13 protein-coding genes and 1 pseudogene are annotated in these 13008 nt (G+C 69.1%); 7 read left to right on the forward strand and 7 right to left on the reverse strand.

Annotated elements, in window-relative coordinates:
- The first annotated feature begins 9 nt into the window (after positions 1-9).
- The gene (locus ACZ46K_RS02035; protein WP_464743571.1) at positions 10-2142 is read left to right on the forward strand and encodes a copper-translocating P-type ATPase; all 2133 of its coding nucleotides are present in this window, start codon (positions 10-12) and stop codon (positions 2140-2142) included.
- Positions 2143-2181: 39 nt separating this feature from the next.
- A complete protein-coding gene (locus tag ACZ46K_RS02040) occupies positions 2182-3030 on the forward strand; it encodes a F510_1955 family glycosylhydrolase (protein ID WP_054807697.1) in 849 nt (282 codons plus the stop codon).
- A 366-nt stretch (positions 3031-3396) separates the two neighbouring features.
- Here ACZ46K_RS02040 and ACZ46K_RS02045 read toward each other — a convergent pair whose 3' ends face one another.
- Together ACZ46K_RS02045 and ACZ46K_RS02050 are read right to left on the reverse strand one after the other, a co-directional pair.
- The gene (locus tag ACZ46K_RS02045; protein WP_330137277.1) at positions 3397-3729 is read right to left on the reverse strand and encodes a thioredoxin family protein; all 333 of its coding nucleotides are present in this window, start codon (positions 3727-3729) and stop codon (positions 3397-3399) included.
- Positions 3726-4613 (reverse strand): helix-turn-helix domain-containing GNAT family N-acetyltransferase, encoded by an 888-nt coding sequence (locus ACZ46K_RS02050; protein ID WP_330137278.1) that lies wholly within the window; start codon positions 4611-4613, stop codon positions 3726-3728. The genes ACZ46K_RS02045 and ACZ46K_RS02050 overlap by 4 nt, the downstream gene beginning before the upstream one ends.
- Positions 4614-4713: 100 nt before the next feature.
- Here ACZ46K_RS02050 and ACZ46K_RS02055 point away from each other — a divergent pair, with 100 nt between their 5' ends.
- The 5 genes from ACZ46K_RS02055 to ACZ46K_RS02075 all read left to right on the forward strand — a co-directional run bounded on the left by ACZ46K_RS02055 (position 4714) and on the right by ACZ46K_RS02075 (position 9541).
- Positions 4714-6063, forward strand: a complete 1350-nt coding sequence (locus tag ACZ46K_RS02055) for an FAD-dependent oxidoreductase (protein ID WP_464743573.1) — start codon at positions 4714-4716, stop codon at positions 6061-6063.
- A gap of 5 nt (positions 6064-6068) precedes the next feature.
- Positions 6069-7304, forward strand: coding sequence for an MFS transporter (locus tag ACZ46K_RS02060; protein ID WP_464743575.1), 1236 nt, complete (start codon positions 6069-6071; stop codon positions 7302-7304).
- Positions 7301-8365: a flavin-containing monooxygenase gene (locus ACZ46K_RS02065; RefSeq protein WP_330136757.1), complete on the forward strand. Its 1065-nt coding sequence runs from the start codon at positions 7301-7303 to the stop codon at positions 8363-8365. Before ACZ46K_RS02060 ends, ACZ46K_RS02065 begins: the two co-directional genes overlap by 4 nt.
- A 169-nt stretch (positions 8366-8534) precedes the next feature.
- On the forward strand, positions 8535-8774 hold the full coding sequence (locus tag ACZ46K_RS02070; protein ID WP_330136756.1) for a hypothetical protein: 240 nt from the start codon (positions 8535-8537) through the stop codon (positions 8772-8774).
- Between the two features lie 227 nt (positions 8775-9001).
- Positions 9002-9541, forward strand: a complete 540-nt coding sequence (locus tag ACZ46K_RS02075; protein WP_054810809.1) for a DinB family protein — start codon at positions 9002-9004, stop codon at positions 9539-9541.
- Between the two features lie 270 nt (positions 9542-9811).
- Here the strand turns inward: ACZ46K_RS02075 and ACZ46K_RS02080 are convergent, their stop codons facing one another.
- The 5 genes and pseudogenes from ACZ46K_RS02080 to ACZ46K_RS02100 all read right to left on the reverse strand — a co-directional run.
- Entirely contained in the window at positions 9812-10792 is a 981-nt protein-coding gene (locus ACZ46K_RS02080; protein WP_054807688.1) for a zeta toxin family protein, read from the reverse strand.
- 3 nt (positions 10793-10795) lie between these two features.
- Positions 10796-11269: a helix-turn-helix transcriptional regulator gene (locus tag ACZ46K_RS02085; RefSeq protein ID WP_330136755.1), complete on the reverse strand. Its 474-nt coding sequence runs from the start codon at positions 11267-11269 to the stop codon at positions 10796-10798.
- A 148-nt stretch (positions 11270-11417) separates the two neighbouring features.
- Complete coding sequence (locus ACZ46K_RS02090) at positions 11418-11939, reverse strand: hypothetical protein (RefSeq protein ID WP_330136754.1); 522 nt, start codon at positions 11937-11939, stop codon at positions 11418-11420.
- Between the two features lie 56 nt (positions 11940-11995).
- Positions 11996-12718 carry a DUF8176 domain-containing protein gene (locus tag ACZ46K_RS02095; RefSeq protein ID WP_464743577.1) on the reverse strand — a complete coding sequence of 241 codons (723 nt, stop codon included), beginning with the start codon at positions 12716-12718 and terminating at the stop codon, positions 11996-11998.
- A 24-nt stretch (positions 12719-12742) separates the two neighbouring features.
- A pseudogene (locus tag ACZ46K_RS02100) lies at positions 12743-13008 on the reverse strand (insoluble domain protein); the annotation flags it as partial.

The following is a 13008-nucleotide window of genomic DNA, read 5'->3' on the forward strand; positions in this document are numbered from 1 at the left end:
AGGCTTTCGATGTCGCACCCGCAGCACGGACACCCCCACCCGGACCCGGCGCCCGCCGGACACAATCACGGCGCCGACGTCCAGAGCCCGCCCCCCGACGAGCATGATGCGCACGCCGGGCCGGGTGAGCACACCGGGCACGATCGGCACGCGGGGCACGGCGCACACGGGGAGATGTTCCGCCGCCGGTTCTGGGTGTCGCTGGTGCTGGCGATACCGGTGGTGTTCTTCAGCCACATGGTCGCCGACCTGCTCGGCTACACCATGCCGGACTTCCCCGGCGCCATGTGGATTCCCCCGGTACTGGGCACGGTGATCTTCGTCTACGGCGGCACCCCGTTCCTCACCGGAGGCTGGGCCGAGCTCAAAACCCGCCGTCCCGGGATGATGCTGCTGATCGCCATGGCGATCAGCGTCGCGTTCCTCGCCTCCTGGGTCACCACCTTGGGTCTCGGCGGGTTCGACCTGGACTTCTGGTGGGAGCTCGCGCTGCTGATCGTGATCATGCTGCTCGGGCACTGGCTCGAAATGCGTGCCCTCGGCTCGGCGTCGGGCGCCCTCGACGCACTCGCCGCGATGCTGCCGGACACCGCGGAGAAGATCACCGAGACCGGTACCGCCGACGTTCCGCTGCAGGAACTCGAACTCGGGGATCTGGTGCTGGTGCGCGCCGGGGCGCGGGTGCCCGCCGACGGCACCGTCACCGACGGCCGCGCCGAGGTCGACGAATCGATGATCACCGGCGAATCCAAGGCGGTCACCCGGCAGGTAGGCGACACCGTGGTTGCCGGCACGGTCGCGACCGACAGCGCGCTGCGGGTGCGGATCACTGCGGTCGGCGAGAACACGGCCCTGGCCGGGATCCAGCGGATGGTCGCCGACGCCCAGGCCTCCTCGTCCCGTGCCCAGGCGCTGGCAGACAAGGCCGCGGCGTTCCTGTTCTACTTTGCCACCCTCGCCGGCATCCTCACCTTCGCGATATGGGCGTTGCTCGGCAACCTCGACGAAGCGGTGGTGCGCACCGTCACCGTGCTCGTCATCGCCTGCCCCCACGCCCTCGGGTTGGCGATCCCGCTGGTGATCGCGATCTCCACCGAACGCGCCGCCAGATCCGGGGTGCTGGTCAAGGACCGGCTCGCGCTCGAACGCATGCGCACCGTCGACGTGGTCCTGTTCGACAAGACCGGCACCCTGACCCAGGGCCGACACCAGGTCACCGGCGTCGCCGCCCACGGGATCACCGAAGAACACCTGCTCGCGCTGGCGGCGGCGGTCGAATCCGACAGCGAACACCCCGTCGCCCGGGCCATCGTCGCCGCCGCCGACGAGCGGGTGCCGGCCACCGAGCGCGCCGCTGCTACCGATTTCCGGTCGTTGCCCGGCCGCGGGGTGCGTGCGCTTGTCGCCGGCACCGAGGTGACGGTCGGCGGCCCGGCGATGCTCAGCGATCTGCGGTTGGCGGTGCCCGCCGACGTCACCGCAGTGACTCAGCAGTGGGTGGCGCGGGGGGCCTCGGTGTTGCACGTCGCCGAAGGGGACCGCGTCCTCGGGGCCGTGGCGCTCGAGGACGCCGTGCGCGAGGAATCGCGTCAGGCGATCGACGCGCTGCATGCCCGTGGGGTGAAGGTCGCGATGATCACCGGCGATGCGCGGCAGGTCGCCGACGCGGTGGCCGCCGATCTCGGGATCGACGAGGTGTTCGCTGAGGTGCTGCCCGAGCACAAGGACGCCAAGGTCACCGAACTGCAGAATCGTGGGCACACGGTGGCGATGGTTGGCGACGGTGTCAATGACGCCCCGGCGTTGGCTCGGGCCGATGTCGGTGTCGCGATCGGTGCCGGTACCGATGTGGCCATCGAATCCGCCGGGGTCGTGCTGGCGGCGAACGATCCGCGGGCGGTGCTGTCGATCATCGAGCTCTCGCATGCCAGCTACCGCAAGATGTGGCAGAACCTGGTGTGGGCGACCGGTTACAACGTCATCGCCGTTCCACTTGCCGCCGGGGTGCTGGCCTTCGCCGGGGTCGCGATCTCCCCAGCGGTCGCCGCGATTTTGATGTCGGTCTCCACCATCGTCGTGGCGCTCAACGCCCAGCTGTTGCGCCGCCTCGACCTCGACCCCACCCGCCTGGCTCGTACCTGAACCGCCGCCCGATCGATCCGAAACGAGTTTCTGCTTCTCATGTCGAGTTTTCTCCTGCGCCGGTGGGCGCGTGTCCTGGTGCCTGTTGCTGCGGTGGCTGTGCTCGCCGGTTGCGCGACCGGCGAACAATCCACAACCCCAGCGGATGCGGATTCGTCCACCCTGGCATCGGAGGTGCCCGGCACAGCGTTGGAACCGGCCCTCGACCATCTGCACGGTCTGCACCTCGATTCCGGCGGTGCGGTGCTGGCTGGCACCCACACCGGCCTCGTCGAGATCGCCGACAGCGGGCGCACCAGCCGCGTCGGCGTCTCCGACGACGACTTCATGGGACTGACCGGCGCTCCGGGAACTGACCGCCTCTTCGCGTCCGGGCATCCGGGACCGTCGAGTTCGGCGCCGAATCCGTTGGGGCTGATCGACAGCGCCGATGGCGGCCGCACCTGGATACCGAAATCCTTGACCGGCGAGGTGGACTTTCACGCCCTGGCTACAGACGGTGAGTTGCTGGTCGGATTCGATGGCGTCACCGGATTGCTGGTCTCCACCGACGGCGGCAGCAGCTGGACCGCGGGTGCCCCGATGGCCGCGGCCGCCCTCGCTGTCACCGATGCCGGGGTGTGGGCGGCCACCACCGCCGGGCTGCAACACAGCACCGACGCCGGACACACCTTCACGGTGGTGCCCGACGCCCCACCGCTGGCGCTGTTGTCCGCGGCGCGGGACGGCTCGTTGTGGGGTATCGACACCACCGGCACTGCCTGGCGTAGCCGCACCGGCCAGGCCTGGGAGCAGCACGCGGTGGTCGGGCCGGTCGAGGCAGTGCTCGCCGTCGACTTCGACACCGCCTACGCCGCGACCGCCCAGATGCTCTATCCGCTGAACTGACCCCGGAGGAGCACTGGTCCGGATCCTGCGGAACTGCAGAGGAATCCAGTGGTGACCACGCTGTCCAGCGTGGTCCTCTCCGATTCCGATGTGTCAGGCAGCGATCGGCAGCAACTGCGGCCCCGAGACTGCGCCCAGAGTGGACTCAATTCCTTTTCCGTTCAGTAAGCGATCGCGTGGCGGGTGTGCGGGATCGGACGCGCCGAGTGGGCTGCCCGTGACAAACGGGTACGGGGTATGGCAAGCCCAAGGGCAAAGTGGTGGCCGGGACCCCGGTGTGTTCGGCGAACTGGGAGATCAGCATCATGCTCACTCCGCGACGGTAAACCCTCGAGTCGACTCGAAGGTCAAGCCGACGCCGAATCCCTACCGGTCTTCGGCCTGCCGCAACGCGAGGATCAGATCGGCGACGCTCGGAGCGCCCCCGAGTCCGGTGACGGTGCGGTAGACGCGGCAGCTCAACCCGACCCCGTCAGTGGGAGCGAACGGATCGATCCCGTCGATCCAGATCGTCGGGGATCCAGGGAAGGCCGCGCGTTCGGCGGCCTCCGGGGTCTCGATACGGCGCAGCCGGATCGGGGTACCGGCGTTGCCGGTCGCTGCCAGGGCCTCGGCGAGGCGGCCTCGCGCCTCCTCCCAGTTCGGGCAGCCGTCGAAGTACAGCAGTTCGATGTCCATCTCCACCCGAGTCGCTCTCATTGATTTTCGGTGGCGGGAACGGTCTCGGAGCGGCGTTCGAGCAGCACCGTGTCGCGCCAGATGCCGTCGAGCCGGCCGATGCGTTCGCGCACCCCCACGGTGCGGAAACCCGCCGAATGGTGCAGCGCGAGACTGGCCCGGTTCTCCGGGAAAATCGAGGTCTGCAGCGTCCACAATCCGCCCTGATCGGCGGCGATGACCTGGGCGCGCAACAGCGCCTTGCCGACGCCGCGCCCGCGCATCCCGTCGCCGACATACACCGAATTCTCGGCCACCCCCCGATAGCACTCACGGTTCGACACCGAGCTCAACGCCGCCCAGCCGACGACCTGTCCGTCGATCTCGGCGACCCAGCGATGCTCGGGCAACCACTGGTGCTCGAGGTGGTCGCGGCTGGGGACCTCGGTGGTGAACGTCGCGGCGCCGGTGGCGATGCCCTCGGCGTAGATGCGGCGCACCGCCTCCCAGTCACCGCCTGCAAGTGGACGCACGGCCACGTCGGCCGGGACGTCCTCGGGGCAGCACGGGCGGGCGGTGAGCACCCCCATGACCGCGTCGGCGGCACTGGGCAGGTCGCTGCAGCAGCTCGGGTTGACCCGCACCACGGTGCTGGTGCCGTGTTTGCCGGTGGTGACGAAGCCGACGTCGGCGAGTTTGCGGACGTGATGGGAGATGGTGGGCTGGCCGATCCCGAGCCTGTCGGCGAGCTCGCCGACGGTGATGCCGGACGGATGGGCGGCGACGTGGTGCAGCAGCCGCACCCGCGTGGGTTCGGCCAGGCAGGCGAACCATCCGGCGTAGGTGGCCGCGTCCTGCGGGCTCAGGGCGTCGAGGTCCACCTCCGCGCCGGGGGGCGCCGTGAGCGGTAGGCCGAGTGCTGTCATACCCCCACTATATCGATCGGCATCGATGGTTGCATACATCGACGACCATCGATACTCTGACGGCAGCTTAGATCGATACCCATCGATGAAAGGATCTGTCATGAGCGAGTTGCCCGTCGTCGTCGTCGGAGCGGGACCGATCGGCCTGGCCGCCGCCGCCCACCTGCGCGAACGCGGCCTCGAACCGCTGGTGCTCGAACGCGGCGATGTCGCCGGAGCCGCCATCACGCAATGGCACGGCGTCCGCACCTTCTCCCGCTGGGCCGAACTGATCGACCCCGCCGCCCGCCGCCTCCTCGACACCACCGGCTGGACCGCGCCCGACGACGACGCCTACCCCATCGGCCAGGACTGGGCCGGGCAGTACCTGACCCCACTGGCGGATGCTCTCGGTGACGCGGTCCGCCTCGATCACGAGGTCGTCGGCATCGCTCGCCGCGGCCGCGACCGCATCGTCGACGCCGGCCGCGACACCGAACCCCTGTCGGTGCACGTGCGCCACCGCGACGGCACGGACACCCGCCTGCTCGCCCGCGCCGTCCTCGATGCCTCCGGCACCTGGGGCACTCCCAACCCGCTCGGCGGCGAAGGCCTGCCCGCCCTCGGGGAACGCGCCGCAGCCGAGAAGATCACTTACCGCGTCCCCGACCTGGGCGACGATGCGGTGCGCACCCGCTACGCCGGCCGCCACACCGTCATCGCCGGCAGCGGCCACTCGGCACTCAACGCAATCGTGGCGCTGGCCGAGCTCGCCCGCACCGCCCCCGGCACCCGCCTGACCTGGGCGGTGCGCCGCGGCGAGATCGGCGCCGCGTTCGGCGGCGGCCAGGACGACCAACTGCCCGCCCGCGGCGCCCTGGGACTGCGCGCCAAAAAGGCCGTCGACGACGGGTTGCTCACCGTGGTCACCGGGTTCCGCACCGCCGCCGTCGAACCCGCCACCGACGGTCAGGTCGCATTGGTCTCCGATACCGGCGCCCGCATCGAGGCAGTCGACGAGATCATCGCCTCCACCGGCTTCCGGCCGGACCTGTCGTGGCTCTCGGAAATCCGCCTCGACCTCGACCCGGTGCTGCAGGCCCCGACCGCGCTCGCCCCGTTGATCGACCCGAACGTGCACTCGTGCGGGACCGTCTACCCGCACGGGGCCGCCGAGCTCACCCACCCCGAACCGGGCTTCTATGTGGTCGGGATGAAGAGCTACGGGCGGGCCCCGACGTTCCTGGCGATGACCGGCTACGAGCAGGTCCGCAGCATCGCCGCCGCCCTGGCCGGTGATCATGATGCCGCCGCCCGCGTCGAGCTGACCCTGCCCGAGACGGGAGTGTGCGGCGGCGCCGGAGTGTTCGACGACCCCGCCGCCGACACCGCCACCGAGGCCGCGGCCGGTGGGTGCTGCGGTGCGCCCGAGCCGGAGTTGGTCACTCTCTCCGCCCGCACCGGCGGATAACGCCGGTGACCGACACGTCGACCCGCCCGCAGCCCGGCGCTCTCACCGGCGCCGGGCTGCGGCGGGTGCTGGCGGTGCTGTGCCTGACCGAGATCACCAGCTGGGGCATCCTGTACTACGCGTTCCCGGTCCTGTCGGTCTCGATATCCGCCGATACCGGCTGGTCGCCCACGTCGATCACCGCGGCGTTCTCGCTCGGGCAGCTCGCCACCGCGGCCACCGGTATCCCGGTCGGGCGCATCCTCGACCGGGTCGGACCGCGCACGATCATGACCGCCGGCTCGGTCCTCGCGGTCCCCGCGCTGGTCCTGATCGCGCTCGCCCCCACGCTGCCGGTGTTCTACGCCGGGTGGCTGCTGGCCGGCACCGCGATGGGCGCGGTGCTCTACCCACCGGCGTTCGCAGCGCTGACCCGCTGGTACGGCGACCTCTCCGTCCACGCCCTGATGATCCTGACCCTCGCCGCGGGACTGGCCAGCACCGTCTTCGCCCCCTTGACCTCCGCAGTGGACCAGCAGTCGGACTGGCGCACCACCTACCTGATCCTCGCGGCGATCCTCGCCGCGATCACCATCCCCGGACACTGGTGGGGACTGCGCGGATCCTGGCCCGCCGCGACCCCACCGGCGAACGGCGCAGCCCTGGGTCACCGGGAGATCGCCCGCAGCCCCGCGTTCCTCGCACTGGTGGCCGCCTTGGCGTTGGGCGCGTTCACCGCCTTCGCCGGGGTGTTCAACCTGGTGCCGTTGCTGCTCGAACAGGGCTTCTCCCCGTCGGTGGCGGCGTGGACGCTCGGGCTCGGCGGCGCCGGACAGGTGCTCGGCCGTCTCGGCTACCTGCCCCTGGTCGCCCGCACCAGCGTCCGCAGCCGCATCGTGGTGATCCTGGCCGGGACTGCGGCGACCACCGCGATCCTCGGCGTCGTGACCACGGCCGCTGCGTTGATCGGCGCGGCGATCGGCGCGGGACTGGTGCGCGGATTGTTCACCTTGATCCAGGCCACCGCCATCACCGACCGGTGGGGCTCGACCCACTACGGCCGGCTCGGGGGGCTGATGTCCGCCCCGATCGTGGTGGTGATGGCGTTGGCGCCGTGGGCGGGAACCGCCCTGGCGTCGGCGACCGGCAGCTACGCCACCGCTTACCTCGTCCTCGCAGTCGTTGCCGTGATCGCCGCGCTCCTCGCGGTCGCGTCCGTGCCGCGCCTGACCACCACCGACACCCTCGAAGGAAAACCATGACCGACTATGACGCTCTCGTCGTCGGCGGTGGCCAGTCCGGCCTCGCCGCCGCCCACGCCCTGTCTGCTCGAGGCCTGCGCACCGGACTGCTCGAAGCCGGCGACGAGCCGGTCGGGGCGTGGCCGCACTACTACGACAGCCTGACCCTGTTCTCCCCGGCGAAATACAGCGCCCTACCGGGCGTGGCGTTTCCCGGCGATCCGGACCGCTATCCGCGGCGCGACGAGGTGATCGACTATCTGCGCCGCTACGCCGCCGGACTCGACGTCGACATCGTGACCGGTTCCCGCGTCGAGACCGTCACCTGCGAGCGGGGCGTCTACACCGCCCACACCGCCGCTGGCGATAGTGTCACCGCGCCGATCCTGATCGCGGCCACCGGCTACTTCGGGTCCCCGAATATCCCACCACTGCCGGGTCTGGACACCTTCGGCGGCACGGTGCTGCACACCAGCGACTACCGCGAGCCTGCTGCGCTGGCCGGTCAGAACATCATCGTGGTCGGTGCCGGTAACTCCGCTGTGCAGATCGCCACCGAACTCACCGAGGTCGCCTCCGTCACCCTCGCCAGCCGCCGACCTCCGAAGTTCATGCCGCAGCGACCTTTCGGACGTGATGTGCATTATTGGTTGACGGTCACCGGGTTCGATCGCGCTCCTCTCGGGCCACTGCTGCGCACCCCGCCGACCCAGCAGGTTCTCGACACCGGCCGTTACCGCCGCGCCCTGGCGAGCGGCAATCCGCAGCCGCGACCGTTGTTCACCGGTCTCGACGGCGACCGTGTCACCTGGCCCGACGGCACCACCACCGCTGACACGGTGCTGTTGGCCACCGGTTACCGCCCGCACCTGCCGTATCTGACCGGCCTCGACGGCACTGACCGGCCTCTCCACCGGCAGGGCATCTCGACCACCCACGCCGGTCTCGGGTATGTCGGCCTCGAATGGCAACGCAGCCTGTCGTCGGCGTCGCTGCGGGGTGTCGGCCGCGACGCCGGCCGGGTCGCCGATCGTGTGGTCGCCGCCGCCCGATCCCGCCGCACCCTGCCCACCGGCCTCTGACCGGCGCTGCGTCCATACGTGGCCGGGCAATGTCGACACCATGGAAGGCGCACCGCCCGTCCCCTCCGGGGGCGGGTTTACCTTTTCTCGTGCGATCCGTCGCCGATTCGAGACGGTGGGCGGCGTGTCTGCCGCCGCATGCCCGCATCCGCGTTTACCATCTGCCTCAATGAGAACCCGCGTCGTCGAACGGGTTCCGGCCGACACGACCGCGGGAGCGGCGCTGATGGACATGGACGAACAGTTGCACCAGCTGGCGTGGCAACTCCAGCACAACGGACACGACTGGAGTGAAGTCGCCGCCGAGCTCGGCTGCGACGAAACCGTCGCCCGGGCCATGGCCGACCGATACCTCGCCGACACCGAGAGTCGAGCACAGAAGGACCAATTCTCGCTGTTCGATCTCTGAGCGGCGCACGTCATCCCGCGCTGCTGCCGCTGCTACGCGGTCACGACACCGCGATCCGCACCACTGCGGCAGGTACGTCCGACGTGGCATCCGAGGGTCGACGGGGGCGCTATATCGATTCGCGACATGAGACTGAATTCGGCCGGCAGTTGTGGAGGCCGCCCGGAGGGGGAAGTCTGGTATCGACGGCCATCGAGTGCCGTGGCTCCCTGGACAGGTGGTGGATCATGGGCCGCGCCGAAGGGGTGGATAGAGCCGCCATCGCCGGCGAGCTCGAACGCACCCGTGTGCAACTGCACCGGCTCCTCGCCGATGCTTCCGACACCTCGTTGCGGAGTCGGTCGGCGGGGACGCGGTGGACCAACGAGCAACTGTTGTTCCACATGGTCTTCGGGTACATGGTGGTGGCGGCGCTGCTGCCCTTGGTGCGGATGGTCAGCCGGCTGCCCGCCGGAGTGGAGCGTCGATTCGCCCAGGTCCTCGATGCCGGTACGCGGCCTTTTGACGTGGTGAACTACTACGGTTCATGCGCTGCAGCCCTGGTGTTTGACCGGAACCGGATGGGCACGAAAGCCGACCGGGTCATCGGTGCGCTGAGCCGCCGACTGCAACGCGAATCGGAGCAGGCGTTGGGGCGGGGAATGTTCTTCCCGGTGCGCTGGGACCCGTTCTTCACCGATTACATGACCATTGGTGAGCTGTACCGGTATCCCATCAGGCACTTCGATTTCCACGAACGACAGCTCACTCTCGATTGTCCGCACTGAATCAGAACCCTCAGCCCTCGCGGCAGCACTTTCGGTGTGACGCCAATGCTCGCCGACAGGTCGACCTCGGTTCACGGTGAGCTCAGCCTGATGCACGGTGCAACTCTCTGACGGATAGCCCCGGCCCCGAACCCGTCGAACGAGGACATTCACGTGCATGCACAGCAAGCCCAAGTGCAGCAAGGTCATTCAGTGTGGCGCCGCCTCGATATCACACGCGCGGGTATGTAGGCAACCGCGGATATGCCTCGATGGTGTCCGGAGCGTGAGTCACCCGACCGGAGTCGAGTCCGCTGTCCATGTCACGCACAGTTCGCCGTCCGCGTCCGATCGCTCACGACGTTCGACGTGGTCAGCGCCGCGGCCCGCATCTTCGGTGCGATACAGGTCGTAGCACCCGACCGCGGTATGCGCCTCGCTCACCTCGAGCGCGTTGACTTGCGTGACAGATCGGCCGTGCAGCGGCAGATGATCAGGTTCGCGGAACTCGGTGAACAGCGCATCGACCGCGGTGGCCGGCACCCATCGACCACCGAGTCGAGCAGGAGGGTCGGCGGGATCACCCAATGCCCCCAGTAATCCGTGGCGCCATCTGGTCACGATCCGCTCCGCGGCCACGTGCTGGGGCGCTTCGACATCGACAACGTGGATCGTGTACCCGGCCTGCTGCAAATGGGTGAGCAGCCGCTCGGCGTGACCCTTCCACGCGAGGGTGCCATCGATGATGAGGTTCTCGCCGTCGGCCACGGCATCGCGCTGCGCGGCCGCGAACAGAAAGTCGGTCGACTCACGATGGACCAGCGCCGACAACTCGAAAGGATAGAACCTGCTGCCCTCCCCCGGCGCTGCGCGCAACTCCGGCGGCACCAACTCCTCGAATGTGCCGTCAGCGAGGGCTGCTTCGAGGAGGTAGCGCTTGAACACGTCAGCATCGAGTTCGCGCCATCGGCGCGGATCACGGCCACGGAAGAGATGCTCGTGGGTCGAGGACTTGCCGGCACCGGGTGGTCCTGCCATCACAATGGCCGAACGTTCACGGGCAACGTGCGGGTTCGCTGCGCGCCACTGTTCGAGGATCTGCTCGTGCAACCGTCGGCGCGCGCTGGTGGGCACCGGGGCGCCGTCGATGCGCCGGAACCAGCGGCGATTGTTCACCGTGGCATGGGGCGCATCGGGCTGGAGTGGACCGTCTCCGGTCGACAGGGACGCCAGGTAGATACGGCGGTCTTCGATCTCGTCGGGAGTGAGCACAGGTCAGTGATCTGCCAGCGCCTCGAGCAGAGCGTCGTAGTCCTCGTCGGTGAGGAACCCGTCGCGCAAGGCACGTCCGACCTGCATGGTGAAACTTCCTTCTGTGGCAGGGTTTCCGTCGTCGGCCCATTCGAACGGATTTGCTTCCGCGGGGCGTTCGTACTCCCAGTCGGTCAGTTCGCGCATCATCGCGGCGCGTGTGATCTCGCCGGCAGCGTAGCGTGCGGCGATCTCGTATGCGGTTCCCCCATGCGTGCCCCGCCGCAGATCGGGAGCATCGATACGGGCGCGGCGCAGCATGTCGCTGATCGTCGGCTGACTCACGCCGACGATCTTGGCCAGGCGCATTTGGGTGAAACCCCGCTCATGGAGCTGGCGCAGATGCCGCAGGTAGGCGATGTGCGCAGCGGTTTCGCGGGCCTTCTCCCGGCCCAGATCGGCGACGAGTTGCTCATCAGGGTTCATCATCGTCGTCATGCCGCACCTCCTGCTGGCGTCACACTGTCTACTATCCCACCCACCAGTGTATAGGAAAACTTATAACCGCTGTTCACGTAGTGCGTCGCCCCTCGATCGTGGACGTGCATAGGACAACGTCCGCCGGGGAGGTGATGTGTACACAGGGTCAGCGGCAGTCGACATGCACCGAGACCTGCACCCGGCCGCTGTGCTCGGCGTTCCACCCGTCCGGGCCTTCGACAGCCGCGGCGATATCGAGCTGATCAGGCTCGGACCAATCCACCGGCACGGGAGCAGCGACCACCGGGTCGGTGGTGTCGATCTCGGCGGCCGCGAGCTGCTGATCGGTGTTGCTCACCGTCAGCACCGGCGAGCCGTACACAGCGCGGATAGTCCAGCCGTGTGGAGCAGTGATCTCGACGGTCAGGTCATCGCCCCGGCCGGTGCACCGCGCGGCAACAGCCTCGGGCTGCGGGGTGGTGATCTCGCTGTCGGAGTGCGCATCTCCCCAACCGATGACGATGCTGCCCAGATCGGTGCTGGTACCGGTGACCACCTGGCCGCTGAACGAGGTGGACACTGCCGCGGCATCACGCGGCTGGTCGCCGCATGCGGTCAGCGCGGCGAGCCCGCACGCGAGAGCCGGCACGGCGAGCGCCGCGCGGCGCAGCGGTGAGGTGGCAGACATGTCCCGGTGGTCCTTTCGGTGGAGCGCAGAGTGTTCGGAGGCGCGGGGAGGTGCGGTTACTTGAAGACGTCGACGTACCAGCGGCCGTCGATCTTCGCGGTGGTCACGGTCTGGGTGCCGCGCTCGACCGGGACATCGGGGCGCATGACCGACAGATCGACCAGAAACACCCCGTCGGACAGCTCGACGGTGCGCAGGCAGTAGTTCGTGCCCTGCGGGAGCGTGTCGATGAACGTCTGCAACTCCGGAGCGGACGTGACCGTCGACGTCGGGGTGGCCAACGCCCGCGCAGCCTCTGCGTCACGGCGGTTGTAGTACGCGTAGTTGAACGCGGCGATCACACCCGGCCCGCTGCGCTGGTCACCGCGATCGGCGCGGCATTCGCCGGCCGCCTCCGGATCGGCGGTGGCGGCTGCCGGTTCGGGTTCGGTGTCGTCCGACAGATTCAGTACCGGCAGTCCGTTGTCGTCGACCGGGCCGGATGCCGTGTCCGCGGTGTCCGCCGACGGGGCCGGCTCGGCGGCACTGCCGTGGTCGGCAGTGAGCTGTCCGACGGCGACGGTCCCGGCCACCACCACGACCACGGCCGCTGCGGCAACGGCGGTGGTGCGGCCGGGTCGCCACCGGCCGCGGCCGCCGCGCGGCGACGCCGCCGGCCCCGATGCCGCCGGGGCGGTCAGGGTCGACGGCATCGCCGCAGGTGCGGTGAGTGCGCCACCGAGAAGGTCGACCACCGCGGGATGGCGAGGGGTCCGCCGCTTGATGTTCGGCTTCCTCATGACGCTGCCCACTTTCTTTCTGGCTCAGATACCGAACTGGGCGATTCCGTCGCCGATGGCGTTGGTGATGAGGTTTCCGGCCAATCCCGGGGTGGCGTCGGTGAAGAACGACTCGAGCCCCTGGTCGACCTGCTCGATGATCTGCTCACCGCCCGGCTGGACCGCCACGAAATCGCGAACCTGCGTGTCGATCGCCGGGGCCGTGTCGGTGGTGAACGTCTGCACAGAGTCGACGACGACCTCCCCGACCGGGTCCTGCGACCACTGCTCGAACGTGGAATCGACCTGCT

It is taken from the genome of Rhodococcus sp. JCM 9793, assembly GCF_055380405.1.